Here is a 15,415-nt window from a genome sequence, read left to right on the forward strand (position 1 = left end):
GCTGGGGCTGCGCGCAACCTCTGCGCGACAGCATGATCATACGGGTCGGATACTCTCTTCATCCAGGTCCGCATCAAAGAAGCGACGCAGCGTCTGAATGTGGGTATCACTTTCGATCGACTGACGCGCCTGCGCCAGCTTCTCTTCATAAATGGCCTGACGCCACTCCAGCGGCGTCAATACCGCCGGATTATCGTCTTCCACGATGGTCAGTTCAACCGTCTCGCCGGCCGCCTGGCTCAGCGCATCCTGCAGGGTCTGACGTGCCGAAGCGGAGTTGAGATGACGCTGGCTGCTGCGCAAATGCAGCGTCACGCCCTGCGCGTTCACCTCTTTCCACGCGTTCAGCGCGACCTGCTGGACCAGCTTTGGCAGCGTCAGCGTGGCGATTTCCGCCGCCCAGGCATCGCGTTGCAGCGCTTCTTCCGCCAGCCTGAGCGCCAGCTCTGGCGTTTTCTCATGCTCCAGCGCAGAACGCAAGGCTTTTGGCGTCGCCACTGGCTCCGGCTTCACCACTTCCTGCTGCTGCGCTTTCCAGCGATAGGCTTCCGGTTTCGCCGGCGCTTTTACCGCCGGCTCAGACGCGCGCTGCTGCACGCGATCGGTGACGCTAGCCAGACGTTCCAGCGCCGGGTTTGCCGGCCGCGCGGAACGCGCTGCCGGCTCACTCTTTTTTGCTTTGCCGGCTCCCTGACGCAGCAGCTGCGTCCGCGCCTGTAACAGCTGACTGGTGGCATCGGGCAAATGATCGGATGCCGGTGCCATATCGGGATAATCATCAGCCGGTGGCGGCGACTCGCCCATCGGCGGTGCCATCTGCGGCTGCGCGGCAGCAGCGGGTGCGGCTTTGGCACCCGGCGCCGGTGCAGCCGGAGCGGGCGCGGTCACCGCCGGTGCGGCTTGTGGCGTCAGTGACGGACGCGCCACCGGCTCAGCAATGGTGGCCTGTGGATGGAACGCCAGCGCGCGCAGCAGCGTCATCTCCACGCCCAGCCGGCGATCCGGTGCCAGCGGCAAATCTTTGCGCCCCATCAGCAGCGTCTGATAGTAAAGCTGAACATCAGCAGGCGGCAGCACGCGCGCCAGTTCGCGCAGGCGCTGCGCCTGGCTGGCATCGTCTTCACCCAGCGAGCCCGGCAGCAGCTGCACCATGGCGATGCGGTGCAGTAAACGCAGCATCTCCACCAGCAGCGCTTCCCACTCCACACCGCGCGATGCGGCCTGGTTCAGCAGCGCCATCACCTGCTCGCCGTTGCCTTCCACCAGCGCTTCAATCAGCGCCAGCGGCTGTTCGTCATCCAGCGTGCCCAGCATCTGCGCCACGCAGTCGCGCGTGACGCTGCCCTGCCCCATGGCGATCGCCTGATCGGTGAGGCTGAGCGCGTCGCGCATACTGCCGTCGGCGGCGCGCGCCAGCAAATGCAGCGCACGCGGCTCGGCATCAATCTGTTCCTGCTGCAGCACGTGCGCCAGCTGCTGCTGAATCTGTTCGACATCCAGCGCTTTAAGGTGAAACTGCAGGCAGCGCGACAGGATGGTCACCGGCAGCTTCTGCGGATCGGTAGTCGCCAGCAGGAATTTCACGTGCGACGGCGGCTCTTCCAGCGTTTTCAGCAGCGCATTGAAGCTGTGACGCGACAGCATATGCACTTCGTCGATCAGATAGACCTTGAAGCGCCCGCGTGCTGGCGCGTACTGCACGTTATCCAGCAGGTCGCGCGTGTCTTCCACTTTGGTGCGCGAGGCAGCATCGATCTCGATCAGATCGACGAAGCGTCCCTGTTCGATCTCGCGACAGTTATCGCACTGTCCGCAGGGCGTGGCGGTAATGCCGGTTTCGCAGTTGAGGCCTTTGGCCAGCAGGCGCGCAATCGAGGTTTTCCCCACGCCGCGCGTGCCGGAAAACAGATAGGCATGGTGGATTCGTCCCAGCGACAGTCCGTTGGCCAGCGCCGTCAGCACATGTTCCTGACCGACTACGTCGGCGAAAGCCTGGGGACGCCATTTTCGCGCAAGTACCTGATAGCTCATGTGGATTAAATCACTGGAGTTGATTAACCTGGCACAGCAGCGCGCGCAGTTGCGCCGATTCTGCCGTGAGACTTAGGGGAAAAATGCGGTGACGCAAACCCTGTTTATTTTGACAGGAGTGTAACAGCCGTAGCCGGATATGCCTATACCCGTGATACGTTGCGCGCTGCGCTTAAGGGCGTCGTTTGGCTGTCCGGGCGTGCGAAGAGGTGCGCCGCCCGACGCGGAGGTCGGCGGCGCGGTTGCCTTAGTGGCCGGGGAAGTTGACCAGGCTGTAGCAGTCGATACCCAGCGCGGTCAGGCGCGCTTCGCCGCTCAGATCGAACAGGTTAATGACGAACGCTGCGTCTTTTACTTCACCGCCCGCACGACGAATCAGTTTCACCGTGGCTTCAATTGTGCCGCCGGTGGCCAGCAGATCGTCCACCACCAGCACCACATCACCCGGCTTGATGGCATCTTTGTGCAGTTCCAGCGCATCTGAACCGTACTCCAGTTCATAGCTTTCGCTGAAGGTTTCACGCGGCAGTTTGCCCGGCTTGCGCACCGGCACAAATCCCACGCCCAGACCCAGCGCAACGGGCGCTCCGAACAGGAAGCCACGCGCTTCGGTGCCCACCACTTTGGTGATGCCTTTGTTACGATAACGCTCCACCAGAATGGCGATCGCCGCGGCATACGCCTGCGGATCTTCCATCAGACTGGTGACGTCACGGAACAGGATGCCCGGCTTCGGATAGTCAGGAATGCTTTTGATGCTGTTTTTGATCAGTTCAAGCTGCTGCGCAGTTGCGGTCATAAAGGTTACGCCTGGAAAAAAATCTAAAACGCGCAGCTTCAACAGCGCCAATACCCGGAAACCGGGTTAAGCGAAGTCGTTTCTCAAAGGGAAGCCACGCACGAAGATGCCCAAATCTAAGCAAACAGCCGGCTAAATGCAACCCTGACGCTACGGTTCGTGCGGGTTCGCACTTTCTGCCACAACCGGAATGCGCCACAGCATGAGCAGCAACAGCGCCAGCATCCCGCCGAGCAGGATGCGCAGCCACAGCAGTTTTACCAGCCAGATGGAGATCGCAAAGGTGATGACAATCAGCAACATGGCGCGCCCTTTAGCGCCGGGTGGCATGGCGCGATGCTGCTGCCAGTGGCGCAGATAGCGGCCAAACGGCGAGCGCCACAGCAGCCAGTGGTGGAAGCGCGGCGACGAGCGGGCAAAACACCAGGCGGCCAGCAACACAAATGGCGTGGTCGGTAGTAAAGGTAATACAATGCCCAGCGTGCCCAGCACAATCGCCAGCCAGCCAAGGCTTAACAGTAAAATGCGCTGCATGCCGGATGCCTGAATAATCTCACAACAGCGCTACGTTAACACAGACGGAATCGAAGTGATGCCTCAACTGCCCGCCCACCAGCGCCTGCAGGCGATAATCGACACGCTGCGCCAGCAGATTGCGCAGCAGCCGGACGGCGACTGCCGCCAGCCACGCTTTGACGCGCAGCTGTTTCGCTGCAAAGGCACGCGGCTGGCTGACTATCTGCATGAGCTGCAGCACAACGTGGCGCAGCTGGCGGCGGCCGACACCGACACATCGCGTCGCCAGTGGCTGGCGCACAAGGTGCTGGATCAGATTGCCGCGCTGCAGCGTGAGTGCCACAGCCAGCAGCTGCGCGTGGCACGTGAACGGCCGCGCCGCGATCCGCTGCAGCCAAAGCGCGATGAGTACCGCGGCTATGAAACGCGACTGCTGGCGATGCTGCAGCAGCGTGAACAGCATCTGGCTCGCGCCGAAACGCTGAGCGTGCAGCAGCAGCTGATGCGCGAGGTGGAGATTCTGCGAGAGCGCCTGGCGCGCTGCCGCGCCGCGCTGCACAAGCTGGAGATCGCGGCGCAGCCGTAGACCGTTCACTTTCCTCTATACTGGACACAGCATTGACGGGAGAAGCCGCATGACCTTAATCATCTGGATTGCGATTGGACTGGCCGCTGGCTGGCTTAAAAGGATGATATTTCCCGGTCGTCCTGGGGGATTAGTGCCAACGCTGGTGCTGGCGGTGATCGGCGCGCTGATTGGCGGCTACATTGCCACTTACTTTACCACGGGCGACCTCGGTACGCTGCACCCGGCGGGTTTTGCTGTGGCGCTGGCTGGCGCTCTGCTGATGCTGCTGGTCGCCGCTAAACTACGCATTTAGGAGACATTATGACGCTGGACACCGCGCCGGACGACATCAAACTGGCGGTCGATTTAATTCAGCTGCTGGAGGAGAATCAGGTGCCCGCGGCCACGGTGCTGGCAGCGCTGGCGATAGTCCAGCGCGATTATGAACAGAAACTGGCGGCGGAACGCAGCGCTTAGCGCGTGCCGGCCAGCGTCGGGCTGAGGCGCAACATATCAATGAAGGCTTCAACCAGCTGTGGCGCTTCACTCACCAGATCAAAACTTTGCGGATTGAATAACCAGCTTTCCATCATGCCGCTGATGTAGCCACGCATCAGCAGCGCTGCCTGGCGGGTGTTGAGGCTGGCCGGTAGCTGCCCGGCCTCAATACAGCTGCGCAGCACTTCTTCAATGCGGTCATAGCACGCCTGCAACAGCCCCTGCTGCATCGCCATCAACGTCGACATTTCGCCAACGAACTCACACTTATGGAAGATAATCTCCATTAATGCGCGTCTTTGTGGATCCTTTGCTGTGGCTTCAAGGATATAGATCAGCATCGAACGCATTACAGAAAGTGGATCGCCGGGGTATTTTGTCTGATACTCAAGTTCCACATCATCAAGCCCGGCGTCACATCGCAGCCAGATCTCCTGTAGCAGATCGGCTTTATTTTTAAAATGCCAGTAGATTGCGCCACGCGTGACGCCAGCGGCCGTGGCAATATCCGCCAGTGAGGTGGCAGCCACACCGTGTTCTGAAAAGTGAGCTAAAGCGGCATCCAGAATTTGGTGTCGCGTTTCAAGTGCTTGCGCTTTGGTTTTTCGTGCCATAGAGGACTGTTTTTACAAACTGGCAAGTTTACATACATTTGTGAATGTATGTACCATAGCACGACCCGTGTTTTAACGCAGCAATGGGTTTAACGGTTTGTGATCCATTGATCATTTGATATCGGACACTAGAGGTTTATTTATGAATAAAAACAGAGGATTAGCGCCTCTGGCGGCCGCCGTGATGCTTACAGGCAGCTTTTTGTTAACAGGATGTGATGATAATAAATCCCAGCAAGCCGCCCAGCAGCAGCCCCCGGAAGTGGGTGTTGTCACGTTAAAAAACGAGCCCCTGAAAATTACCACCGAACTGCCAGGCCGTACGTCGGCATTCCGCGTGGCTGAAGTGCGTCCGCAGGTGTCAGGTATCATTCTGAAGCGTAATTTTGTTGAAGGCAGTGATATTAAAGCCGGCGAGTCGCTGTACCAGATCGATCCCGCAACCTATCAGGCGGCATACGACAGCGCCAAAGGCGATTTAGCTCAGGCTCAGGCCAACGCGCGCGTCGCTCAGCTGACGGTGAACCGTTATAAGCCGCTGCTGGGGACCAAATATATCAGCCAGCAGGACTACGATAACGCTGCCGCAACCGCGGCGCAGACCGCGGCTGCCGTGCAGGCGGCGCAGGCCAATGTGGAAAGCGCCCGCATTAACCTGGCGTACACCAAAGTGACCTCGCCGATTAGCGGCCGCATTGGTAAATCCTCCGTGACCGAAGGAGCGCTGGTGTCTAACGGTCAGACCACTGCCCTGGCGACCGTACAGCAGCTCGACCCGATGTACGTCGATGTGACCCAATCCAGCGACGATTTCCTGCGCCTGCGCGGCGAGCTGGAATCCGGTCAGCTGAAACAGGTCGATGGCAAAGCCAACGTGACCCTGCTGATGGAGAACGGTAGCGCATACAGCCAGCCGGGCACATTGGAATTCTCTGATGTCACGGTCGACGAGACGACGGGTTCGATTACCCTGCGCGCGATTTTCCCGAACCCGGATCACCGTTTGCTGCCGGGCATGTTCGTGCGGGCGCGTCTGGATGAAGGCACCAATCCTACGGCGCTGCTGGTACCACAGACCGGTGTAACCCGTACGCCAACCGGAGAAGCCTCGGCGATGGTGGTGGGCGCAGATAATAAAGTCGAAGTGCGTAAGATTACCGCGAATCAGGCGTTTGGCGACAAATGGCTGGTCACCGAGGGCCTGAAAGAGGGCGATCGCGTGATTACCGTCGGTATTCAGCGTGCTAAACCGGGTGCTCAGGTGACGCCGCAGGAAGTCAAAGATGATGCCAAAGCCGCACCGGAATCTCAGTCTGCTAAATCATCGTCATAAACAGGAGCCGTTGATACATGGCTAAGTTCTTTATCGATCGCCCCATTTTTGCCTGGGTGCTTGCCATCATTATTATGCTGGCGGGTGCGCTATCGATTATCAATCTGCCGATTGAGCAATACCCCAATGTTGCGCCGCCGGCTGTTGAAATCCAGGCATCTTATCCGGGTGCAGATGCGAAAACGCTACAGGATTCGGTAACCCAGGTTATCGAACAGAACATGAACGGCATCGACGGGCTGATGTATATGTCCTCGAGCAGTGATTCATCCGGTACGCTGACGCTGACGCTGACTTTCCAGTCCGGTACTGACGCCGACATTGCTCAGGTGCAGGTGCAGAACAAGCTGCAGCTGGCAATGCCGCTGTTACCGCAGGAAGTACAGCAGCAGGGGATTCAGGTGAAAAAATCCTCCAGCAGCTTCCTGATGGTCGCCGGTTTCGTGAGCGAAGACGGCAGCATGACGCAGAACGACATCTCGGACTACGTCGCGTCGAATATCAAAGATCCGATCAGCCGTACGCCTGGCGTCGGCGATACCCAGGTGTTTGGTGCGCAGTATGCGATGCGTATCTGGCTCGACCCGCACAAGCTCAACAACTTCCAGCTGACGCCGGTCGATGTAATCAGCGCGCTGCAAACGCAGAACACCCAGGTGGCCGCGGGTCAGCTGGGCGGAACGCCGCCGGTGCCCGGTCAGCAGCTGAATGCTTCGATCATCGCTCAGACGCGTCTGACCTCGACCAAAGAGTTCGGCAACATCATGCTGAAGGTCAATCAGGACGGCTCACAGGTGCGCCTGCGCGATGTCGCGAAGATTGAACTCGGCGGTGAAAACTACGAGATCATTGCCCGCTATAACGGCAAACCGGCTTCCGGTATCGGCGTTAAACTGGCAACCGGCGCCAACGCACTGGATACCGCCGACGCGGTGAAAGCGGAGCTGGCCAAGCTGGAGCCGTTCTTCCCGGCCGGCATGAAAACCGTTTATCCGTACGACACCACGCCATTCGTTAAGATCTCTATTTTCGAAGTGGTGAAAACGCTGTTCGAAGCCATCGTGCTGGTGTTCCTGGTGATGTATCTGTTCCTGCAGAACTTCCGCGCAACGCTGATTCCGACCATCGCCGTACCGGTCGTGCTGCTGGGAACCTTTGCCATCATCAGTGCCTTCGGCTATTCGATAAACACCCTGACGATGTTCGGCATGGTGCTCGCCATCGGCCTGCTGGTGGATGACGCCATCGTCGTGGTCGAGAACGTTGAGCGCGTGATGGCGGAAGAAGGTTTACCGCCGAAAGAAGCCACCAAACGCTCGATGGAACAGATTCAGGGCGCACTGGTGGGCATCGCGCTGGTGCTGTCGGCGGTATTTATCCCGATGGCATTCTTCGGCGGCTCAACCGGGGTGATTTATCGTCAGTTCTCGATCACCATCGTGTCGGCGATGGCGCTGTCGGTGCTGGTGGCGTTGATTCTGACGCCAGCGCTGTGTGCCACCATGCTGAAGCCGATCAAAAAAGGCGATCATGGTAAAACCACCGGCTTTTTTGGCTGGTTTAACCGCCTGTTTGATAAGAGCACCAACCACTACGTCGACAGCGTCGGCCACATTGTGCGCAGCACCGGCCGTTATCTGCTGATTTATCTGCTGATTGTGGTCGGCATGGCTTACCTGTTCCTGAAACTGCCTACCTCGTTCCTGCCGGAAGAGGATCAGGGTCTGTTACTGGCGCAGGCGCAGCTGCCTGCCGGTGCGACGCAGGAACGTACGCAGAAGGTGCTGGATCAGGTTACCGACTACTTCCTGACCAAAGAGAAAGACAGCGTGAACTCGGTGTTTACCGTTAACGGCTTCGGCTTTGCCGGTCGTGGACAGAACACCGGTATCGCCTTCGTCAGCCTGAAGCCATGGGATGAACGTGGCGATGCCAGCCTGAAGGTGCCGGCAATTGCCGGACGCGCCATGCAGGCGCTGGGTCAGATCAAAGACGCCATGGTGTTCCCGTTCAACCTGCCGGCCATTATCGAACTGGGTAACGCCACCGGCTTCGACTTCCAGCTGATCGACCAGGGTAACCTTGGCCATGAGAAGCTGACCGAAGCGCGTAACCAGCTGTTTGGCATGATCGCCCAGCATTCAGATACGCTGGTGGGCGTGCGTCCGAACGGTCTGGAAGATACACCGCAGTACAAACTGATTATCGATCAGGAAAAAGCGCAGGCGCTTGGTGTGTCGCTGTCTGACATCAACACCACGCTGGGTGCAGCCTGGGGTGGTTCTTACGTCAACGACTTCATCGACCGCGGTCGCGTGAAGAAAGTGTACGTGATGGGTCAGGCCGACTCGCGCATGCTGCCGGACGACATCAGCAAATGGTACGTGCGCAACAGCGTCGGCACCATGGTGCCATTCTCCGCCTTCTCATCGGCGAAATGGCAGTATGGTTCACCGCGTCTGGAGCGTTACAACGGTCTGCCATCCATGGAGATTCTCGGTCAGGCGGCACCGGGCAAGAGTTCGGGTGATGCCATGAACCTGATGGAAAGCCTGGCGTCGAAACTGCCTGCGGGTATCGGCTACGACTGGACCGGCATGTCCTATCAGGAGCGCCTGTCCGGTAACCAGGCACCAGCGCTGTACGCCATTTCACTGATTGTGGTGTTCCTGTGTCTGGCTGCACTGTATGAGAGCTGGTCGATTCCGTTCTCCGTCATGCTGGTGGTCCCGCTGGGTGTGATTGGCGCCCTGCTCTTCACCACGCTGCGCGGTCTGAGTAACGACGTCTACTTTGTGGTAGGTCTGTTGACCACCATCGGGTTGTCGGCGAAGAACGCCATCCTGATCGTTGAATTCGCCAAGGATTTGATGGAGAAGGAAGGCAAAGGACTGGTCGAGGCGACGCTGGAAGCTTCACGTATGCGTCTGCGTCCGATTCTGATGACCTCGCTGGCGTTTATCCTCGGCGTACTGCCGCTGGCAATCAGCAGCGGTGCCGGCTCCGGCGCACAGAACGCCGTGGGTACCGGCGTGATGGGCGGTATGGTGACCGCGACCGCGCTGGCGATCTTCTTCGTGCCGGTGTTCTTTGTGGTGGTGCGCCGCCGTTTCAGCAAGAACAAGTCTGAGCTGGAACAGGGCCATCCGGCCGATCACACTCACTGATATTTTCTCTCTGCTAAAAGGCCGCGCAAGCGGCCTTTTTTATTGCGCACTCTCCTGCCCGCGGGTTGCCTGACAAATCCTCAGCGCCAGCGTGGTTGCAATCCTCCTGCCGCGGGTTCATAATATTGTTATATTATAACATTACATGAGGGCACTATTATGAAACCGAACATTCATCCGCACTACCGTCCTGTGGTGTTCCACGACACCACCGTTGACGAATACTTCAAAGTCGGCTCGACAATTCAGACCGACCGCACCATCCAGTTTGAGGGCGAAGAGCTGCCGTACGTCACGCTCGACGTGTCGTCAAAATCACACGTTTACTACACCGGTAAACAGAAAGAGTTCGCCAAAGAAGGCAGCGCCGCACGCTTCAACAAGCGCTTTGGCAGCTTCCTGACGCGCAGCAAGTAAGCGGAGTTCATCACCATGCAGGTCGTCAGTTCATTACGGTCAGCAAAGACCCGTCACAAAGATTGCAAAGTCGTGCGGCGTAAAGGTCGTATTTATGTGATTTGCAAAACCAACCCGCGCTTTAAGGCGGTTCAGGGAAGAAAGAAAAAACGTTAGGAAAGTGTCGTGATAATTGGCCGGGATGCTCCCCGGCCTTTTTTTTACTTCATGCTGTGCAGCAGGGTTTCGACGTTGTGCTTGAACGCCGCCTCATAGGTAGGTGCCGGCCCGTTCGCCGCTGACAGCGCTTCCGGGTAAAGCTCGCCACCCGGTTGCGCGCCGGTCTCGCTGGCGATCTGTTTCACCAGACGTGGATCGGTCTGATTCTCCATGAAATAAGTGGTGATGTGCTGCGTCCGCAGCTGTTTGATGATGGCGGCGACATCGCTGGCGCTGGCTTCTGCTTCAGTCGAGAAGCCAACCGGCGCGAGGAAAGTCACGCCATAGCGCTGGCCAAAGTAGCCAAAGGCATCATGGCTGGTCAGCACCTTGCGCTTAGCGGGCGCCACGCCGGCGAATTCGGTTTTGGCCCAGCTGTCCAGCTTCTGCAACTGTTGAATGTAGCGTTCACCGCTGTGACGGATATCGGCGGCATCGTCCGGATCGGCCTTAATCAGCGCGTTCATCACATTGGTGGCGTAGATCACGCCGTTATGCATACTGTTCCACGCGTGCGGATCGGTGATGGTTTTGCCATCCTCCTCCATTTTGCGCGTGTTGACGCCGTTCGACGCCACCACCACCGTGCCTTTGTAGCCGGACGCGCTAATCAGCCGGTCCATCCAGCCTTCCATGCCCAGCCCGCTAACGAATACCACATCGGCCTGCGCCAGCGCCTGGCTATCCTGCGGCGTCGGTTCAAAGGTGTGCGGATCGCCGTCCGGTCCCACCAGCGACTTCACCTTAACGTGATCGCCCCCAACCTGCTTCACAATGTCAGCCAGCACGGTAAAACTGGCTACGGCATCCACGGTTTTTGCCAGCGTCAGCGGGCTGATCAGCATCGCGCCGATCGCCAGACTCAGCGGTAATTTCTTCATCACTATCCCCTTTTCATCTTGTTATCGACGGCGCAGCAGGCCGCCACATGGTCCTGTCAAAACAGACAGCAAAAACAGTACGGCGGCGCTCAGCACCACGGCCGGTCCGGCGGGCAGCGAATAGTGCCAGGAGAGCATCAGGCCGGTAAAAGCAGCAATCAGCGCCAGCAGCATGGCAATCGCCAGCATGCTGGCAAGGTGACGGCTCCAGAAGCGGGCACTGGTGGCGGGCAGCATCATCAGCCCGACCGACATCAGCGTGCCGAGCACCTGAAAACCGGCCACCAGATTCAGTACCACCAGCGTGAGAAAAATGCCGTGCACCAGCGGCGCACTCCATTTGCCCTGAGCACGCAAGAAATCGGGATCAAAGGCATCGATCACCAGCGGCCGGAAGATCATCGCCAGCATCAGCAGCGTAAACGCGGCAATGCCGCCCACCAGCACAATCGCGCCGTTATCCACCGCCAGCAGCGAACCGAACAGCACGTGCAGCAGATCGACGCTGGAACCGCGCAGCGATACCAGCGTGACGCCAAGCGCCAGCGAACCGAGATAGAAGCCGGAGAAGCTGGCATCCTCTTTCAGGTGGGTATAACGGCTGACGGCACCGGACAGCAGTGCCACCGCCAGTCCGGCAATCAGTCCGCCGATGCCCATCGCCACCAGCGATAAGCCCGAGACCAGATAGCCGATGGCGGCGCCCGGCAGCACTGCATGCGACAGCGCATCGCCGACCAGACTCATCCGGCGCAGCGAGAGAAAAACGCCGAGCGGCGTAGCACTGATCGCCAGCGCCATACAGGCCACCAGCGCACGGCGCATAAAGCCGAATTCAATAAAGGGATAAAGTAACGTCACGATGCCACCCGGCACAGCGGCGGCTGCGCGCTGTCGCGCGCATCCAGCGACAGCACGTCGCGAAAATAACGTGTCACCAGCGGTTTATCGTGCAGCACCACCAGCAGCGTGGTGCCTGCTCGCTGCTGCTGTTCGAGAATCGACATCAGCAGGGTTATCGTCGGTGTATCAATGCCGTTGAAGGGTTCATCCAGCAGCCACAGCCGGCTGCGCTGCAGCATCAGGCGCGCAAACAGCACGCGCTGCAGCTGCCCGCCGGAGAGCATGGAAGGCTGCGCAGTGGCGAAGTCGCGCATCTGCACGGCTTCCAGCGCCGCGTCAATTTCCCGACGCAGCGCGCGCGTGATGCCGCCGAACCAGCCGCAGCGCGGCCAGCAGCCCATGGCAACTAATTCATAGACCGTGAGAGGAAAACGCGTATCGAGTTCGCTGCGCTGCGGCAGCCAGCCCACGGCGTTGCGCGGAAGCTGCAGTTCACAGCGGCCAGCCACCGGCGGCAACAATCCGGCAATGGTTTTGAGCAGGGTCGATTTTCCGGTGCCGTTAGCGCCCACCAGCGCCGTCATGCTGCCGGCAGCCAGTTCTCCGTTGACCACCGGCGTAACCGCCCTGCCCTGATAGCCGCCCTGCAAACGATGAAATCGCATCATTTTTGCAGACCCCATAAGATGGCGCAGGCCAGCAGGCTACCCAGCAGCAGCGCGACCAGCAGGCGTCCGCCGAGCGAAAGCAGTAATCCACTGTGATTCATAATATGCAACCAAAATGTTATAACATAACAATATACTAGCCGATTGCCGGACCGGGATGCGCGGCCGAAAGTGTTTCAAAAGTTAACCATCCGCGGAACGAGCTGTGGTTTTTAGTGCGGTGACGTTAGCGCCCATCACAGCAATCGCCCATTCTGTTTACCGATGACTTGCAATGTCGCGCCGGAAGCTCAATGATGGAACTCTCCTCGCTTTTTTACGGGAAGCCGAATGCAGTCTATTATTCATAGTGATATTGACGTGGATGAAGAGGATTGCGACAAGCTACGCAATCTTATCCAGGGGAATATTCTCAAAATAGCCAAAGACCTGGCCGGCGATTTACAGTGGTATTCGCAAAACGCGCAATTAGTTCCGGACAGCTTTACTCTTATTTCCATTCAACCCGTCGGCAACAAACGATTTAAAATGCTTTACGATTTCAGGTGGGATTTATTTAATCCCTGCCTTGATCTAAATGAAACCTTTACCCAACGTGAAGAAGTTGTGTTTGCGATAACGCCCGGTGCGCTGGTGTTCGAGGTGATCGACAATACCCGCCCGTCACCGAGCGATGAATTGTAATATTTAGTAATTGGGTGAGCAAAACTAATGATTGTGGATTATATTTAACAGGTCGCTGAATTCTTCTTTATTCGTGATCGCTCCCTGGTAGCTTTTCCAAATCTCGCCGCCTCGCGGTAACTGTGCTCGCTATGGAGGGGAAAAAGATGGACGAATACTCACCGAAACGGCATGATATTGCCCAGCTTAAATTTCTGTGTGAGAACCTGTTTGACGAAAGTATGGCGACGCTGACCGACAGCCATCACGGCTGGGTTAATGATCCCACTTCGCCAGGCAATTTACAGCTCAACGATTTGATTGAGCATATCGCCTCTTTCACAATGAATTACAAAATTAAGCATGTTGAAGATGAAGCGCTGATTACGCAAATCGATGAATATCTTGACGATACCTTTATGCTGTTTAGCAGTTATGGAATCAACACTCAGGATCTTCAACGGTGGCAACGTTCAGCTAAACGCTTATTTAATCTGTTCGCCGAAGAGTGCGCTTATCTCCAGCAACCCAGCCATTCCTTTTAGCATCAGAGTGAGACCGGTTTATTTATGAACAACCCAACCTTAACTAAAACAGACTATTTGATGCGACTGCGTCGTTGTCGCTCAATAGACACCCTCGAACGGGTGATTGAAAAGAACAAGTATGAATTATCTGATGACGAGTTAGCGGTATTCTACTCCGCAGCCGATCACCGTCTGGCCGAGCTCACCATGAACAAGCTCTACGATAAAGTGCCGGGATCTGTCTGGAAGTTCGTCCGCTAATTTTTACTCCGCAGTCGTTTCGTAACTCTCCCCTTTTACATGGATGATACGCTGGCAAAGGAGTGCCGATACGGTGCTGTGCGGCGTGGCGCGCTGGGATTTTGGCGGTGCGGAAATGGTGGAGGCCCTGCCAGCTACATCCCGGCACACGCGTCGCCTGCTGCGGCTGCTTCCTTCCGGACCTGACCGAGTTCACAAGTTAGCGTTGCGGGAGAACCAACAGGGCCCCCATTGACGAGCTCTCATGTTGAGAGCGCTGGCATTATCGGGGAAGCCCCTGGCAATTGCAAGCGCAGGCCGGGCAACCGTTGGTTTCTTGAACAGGTCAGCGCCAAAACCCTGCTGAGCACTGCAACCGCATGTTAGAGTGACGCTTTTCCGACTGACAAGGTGATGTCGATGGGCGAACAGAGCAATTTTTCCGAGCGCGTCTGGCAAATTGTCGCCGCAATCCCGGCCGGTAAAGTGACCACCTATGGCGATGTCGCCCTGCTGGCCGGTTCACCGCGCGCGGCGCGCCAGGTGGGCGGCGTGCTGCGGCGCCTGCCGCCGGGCAGTAAGCTGCCGTGGTTCCGCGTGATTAATCGACAGGGTCGTATTTCGCTGCAGGGCGACGATCTTTTCCGCCAGCGCGATGCGCTGGAAGCCGAAGGCATTGAAGTGAGCGATGCAGGAGAAATTGAGCTGGCGAAGTATCGCTGGGCGTATTGATGCAAGCGGTGCAAAATGCGACCCCCGCGCCCGCAGCCGTTACGTAAAGCCGCTGTCTCGTCCCTGATCGCTCGGCACACGCCATCCCTGGCGTGTGACGCTTTACTTCACGGCAGCGGGCCCGTGAGCCCGTCTGCTGCGATGGGTGCGTTAAGCCTTACAGACTGGTCGGAGCCGGCACGGATGCTGACGGCGTCACCTGCGTTGGCGACGTCGAAGGCACGGTGGTGGCAGCGCCCGGCTGGGTTGGCATCGCCATGTTGGTCACCGGCACCAGCAGCAGTTCCGCTTTAGTACCCCCCTGGTTAATCACCGGTTTCACCGTATCAGTGATAAACGCCAGCTTGCCGTCGATGGTGATTGCCGCGCTCAGCAGGATGCGCGCATTCGGCTGAATATCGGCCGGGTTAAATGGCAGCACGAACTGGAATGGTGCCTGCTTGCCCTCGGTGCGTACCACACGCTGTGACAGCACTTTAGATGGCGCATCTGCCAGTGACGCATCGGCCAGCGTCACGGTCAGCACGGCATCCGGCGGCAGCGCAATACGCTGGCGAATGTAAACGGAACCGCTTACGTTGGGCTGGGCTATCGCCGACGGCTGCCCGGCCACGCTGGCGCCTAAGGTTGGCGTCGGCACGGGTTTACTGTGATCGGCACAGCCGGTGATTGCCACCGCCAGAGTCATACCGCTAATTACATGCCAGAGTTTCATCGATG

Annotated in this window: 19 protein-coding genes, 1 other RNA gene and 1 other annotated feature; of the genes, 11 read left to right on the plus strand and 9 right to left on the minus strand. The window is 58.1% G+C overall.

Translation table 11 applies throughout. The annotated features are described in order from the left end of the window. Positions 1–36: 36 nt before the first annotated feature. From dnaX to MXF20_RS15915, 3 genes are all read right to left on the minus strand, one after another. Positions 37–2,031 (minus strand): DNA polymerase III subunit gamma/tau, encoded by a 1,995-nt coding sequence (dnaX, locus tag MXF20_RS15905; RefSeq protein WP_325970250.1) that lies wholly within the window; start codon positions 2,029–2,031, stop codon positions 37–39. Continuing rightward, positions 634–695, minus strand: a sequence feature (DnaX frameshifting element). Its footprint overlaps the gene before it by 62 nt. Before the next feature lie 247 nt (positions 2,032–2,278). After that, positions 2,279–2,830: an adenine phosphoribosyltransferase gene (gene apt / locus MXF20_RS15910; protein ID WP_325970251.1), complete on the minus strand. Its 552-nt coding sequence runs from the start codon at positions 2,828–2,830 to the stop codon at positions 2,279–2,281. A 150-nt stretch (positions 2,831–2,980) separates the two neighbouring features. Continuing rightward, positions 2,981–3,364 (minus strand): DUF454 family protein, encoded by a 384-nt coding sequence (locus tag MXF20_RS15915; protein WP_325970252.1) that lies wholly within the window; start codon positions 3,362–3,364, stop codon positions 2,981–2,983. Between the two features lie 58 nt (positions 3,365–3,422). On the opposite strand from MXF20_RS15915, the gene priC reads away from it, so the two are divergent. Genes priC through rsmS form a run of 3 tightly spaced genes read left to right on the plus strand, consistent with a single transcriptional unit; the run spans position 3,423 to position 4,391 of the window. Continuing rightward, positions 3,423–3,932, plus strand: coding sequence for a primosomal replication protein (gene priC / locus MXF20_RS15920; RefSeq protein ID WP_325970254.1), 510 nt, complete (start codon positions 3,423–3,425; stop codon positions 3,930–3,932). Between the two features lie 49 nt (positions 3,933–3,981). Further along, a complete protein-coding gene (locus MXF20_RS15925; RefSeq protein ID WP_325970255.1) occupies positions 3,982–4,227 on the plus strand; it encodes a hypothetical protein in 246 nt (81 codons plus the stop codon). Between the two features lie 8 nt (positions 4,228–4,235). Further along, a complete protein-coding gene (rsmS, locus tag MXF20_RS15930; RefSeq protein WP_325970256.1) occupies positions 4,236–4,391 on the plus strand; it encodes a pleiotropic regulatory protein RsmS in 156 nt (51 codons plus the stop codon). On the opposite strand, the gene acrR is transcribed toward rsmS, so the two are convergent. Further along, positions 4,388–5,026 (minus strand): multidrug efflux transporter transcriptional repressor AcrR, encoded by a 639-nt coding sequence (gene acrR, locus MXF20_RS15935; RefSeq protein ID WP_325970257.1) that lies wholly within the window; start codon positions 5,024–5,026, stop codon positions 4,388–4,390. The two genes, rsmS and acrR, sit on opposite strands and share 4 nt — an antisense overlap. 142 nt (positions 5,027–5,168) lie before the next feature. Between acrR and MXF20_RS15940 the strand changes: the two genes are divergently transcribed. The 4 genes from MXF20_RS15940 to ykgO all read left to right on the plus strand — a co-directional run bounded on the left by MXF20_RS15940 (position 5,169) and on the right by ykgO (position 10,099). Then, positions 5,169–6,359 carry an efflux RND transporter periplasmic adaptor subunit gene (locus MXF20_RS15940; protein WP_325970258.1) on the plus strand — a complete coding sequence of 397 codons (1,191 nt, stop codon included), beginning with the start codon at positions 5,169–5,171 and terminating at the stop codon, positions 6,357–6,359. A gap of 17 nt (positions 6,360–6,376) precedes the next feature. Beyond that, positions 6,377–9,526: an efflux RND transporter permease subunit gene (locus MXF20_RS15945; protein WP_325970259.1), complete on the plus strand. Its 3,150-nt coding sequence runs from the start codon at positions 6,377–6,379 to the stop codon at positions 9,524–9,526. 159 nt (positions 9,527–9,685) lie between these two features. Next, entirely contained in the window at positions 9,686–9,943 is a 258-nt protein-coding gene (locus tag MXF20_RS15950) for a type B 50S ribosomal protein L31 (RefSeq protein ID WP_021507208.1), read from the plus strand. 15 nt (positions 9,944–9,958) lie between these two features. After that, on the plus strand, positions 9,959–10,099 hold the full coding sequence (gene ykgO / locus MXF20_RS15955) for a type B 50S ribosomal protein L36 (protein WP_010616859.1): 141 nt from the start codon (positions 9,959–9,961) through the stop codon (positions 10,097–10,099). 44 nt (positions 10,100–10,143) lie between these two features. Here ykgO and MXF20_RS15960 read toward each other — a convergent pair whose 3' ends face one another. From MXF20_RS15960 to MXF20_RS15970, 3 genes are read right to left on the minus strand one after another with little or no spacing between them, the layout of a single operon-like run. Beyond that, positions 10,144–11,022 (minus strand): metal ABC transporter substrate-binding protein, encoded by an 879-nt coding sequence (locus MXF20_RS15960; protein WP_325970261.1) that lies wholly within the window; start codon positions 11,020–11,022, stop codon positions 10,144–10,146. Between the two features lie 21 nt (positions 11,023–11,043). Beyond that, positions 11,044–11,883 (minus strand): metal ABC transporter permease, encoded by an 840-nt coding sequence (locus MXF20_RS15965; RefSeq protein ID WP_325970262.1) that lies wholly within the window; start codon positions 11,881–11,883, stop codon positions 11,044–11,046. Then, positions 11,880–12,533, minus strand: coding sequence for an ABC transporter ATP-binding protein (locus MXF20_RS15970; RefSeq protein WP_325970263.1), 654 nt, complete (start codon positions 12,531–12,533; stop codon positions 11,880–11,882). Before MXF20_RS15970 ends, MXF20_RS15965 begins: the two co-directional genes overlap by 4 nt. Before the next feature lie 330 nt (positions 12,534–12,863). Here MXF20_RS15970 and MXF20_RS15975 point away from each other — a divergent pair, with 330 nt between their 5' ends. From MXF20_RS15975 to MXF20_RS15985, 3 genes are all read left to right on the plus strand, one after another. Further along, a complete protein-coding gene (locus tag MXF20_RS15975) occupies positions 12,864–13,217 on the plus strand; it encodes a hypothetical protein (RefSeq protein WP_325970264.1) in 354 nt (117 codons plus the stop codon). 146 nt (positions 13,218–13,363) lie between these two features. Beyond that, positions 13,364–13,741 (plus strand): Hha toxicity modulator TomB, encoded by a 378-nt coding sequence (gene tomB / locus MXF20_RS15980; protein ID WP_021313568.1) that lies wholly within the window; start codon positions 13,364–13,366, stop codon positions 13,739–13,741. Positions 13,742–13,765: 24 nt separating this feature from the next. Further along, entirely contained in the window at positions 13,766–13,984 is a 219-nt protein-coding gene (locus MXF20_RS15985) for an HHA domain-containing protein (RefSeq protein ID WP_325970265.1), read from the plus strand. Between the two features lie 125 nt (positions 13,985–14,109). On the opposite strand, the gene ffs is transcribed toward MXF20_RS15985, so the two are convergent. Next, positions 14,110–14,206: signal recognition particle sRNA small type (gene ffs / locus MXF20_RS15990), an RNA gene on the minus strand. 177 nt (positions 14,207–14,383) lie between these two features. Between ffs and MXF20_RS15995 the strand changes: the two genes are divergently transcribed. Then, positions 14,384–14,695 (plus strand): MGMT family protein, encoded by a 312-nt coding sequence (locus tag MXF20_RS15995; protein ID WP_325970266.1) that lies wholly within the window; start codon positions 14,384–14,386, stop codon positions 14,693–14,695. Between the two features lie 157 nt (positions 14,696–14,852). On the opposite strand, the gene MXF20_RS16000 is transcribed toward MXF20_RS15995, so the two are convergent. Continuing rightward, entirely contained in the window at positions 14,853–15,410 is a 558-nt protein-coding gene (locus tag MXF20_RS16000) for a YbaY family lipoprotein (RefSeq protein ID WP_021507201.1), read from the minus strand. Between the last annotated feature and the right edge of the window lie 5 nt (positions 15,411–15,415).

This window comes from Pantoea dispersa, assembly GCF_035783935.1.
Taxonomy (GTDB): Bacteria; Pseudomonadota; Gammaproteobacteria; order Enterobacterales; family Enterobacteriaceae; genus Pantoea; species Pantoea dispersa_C.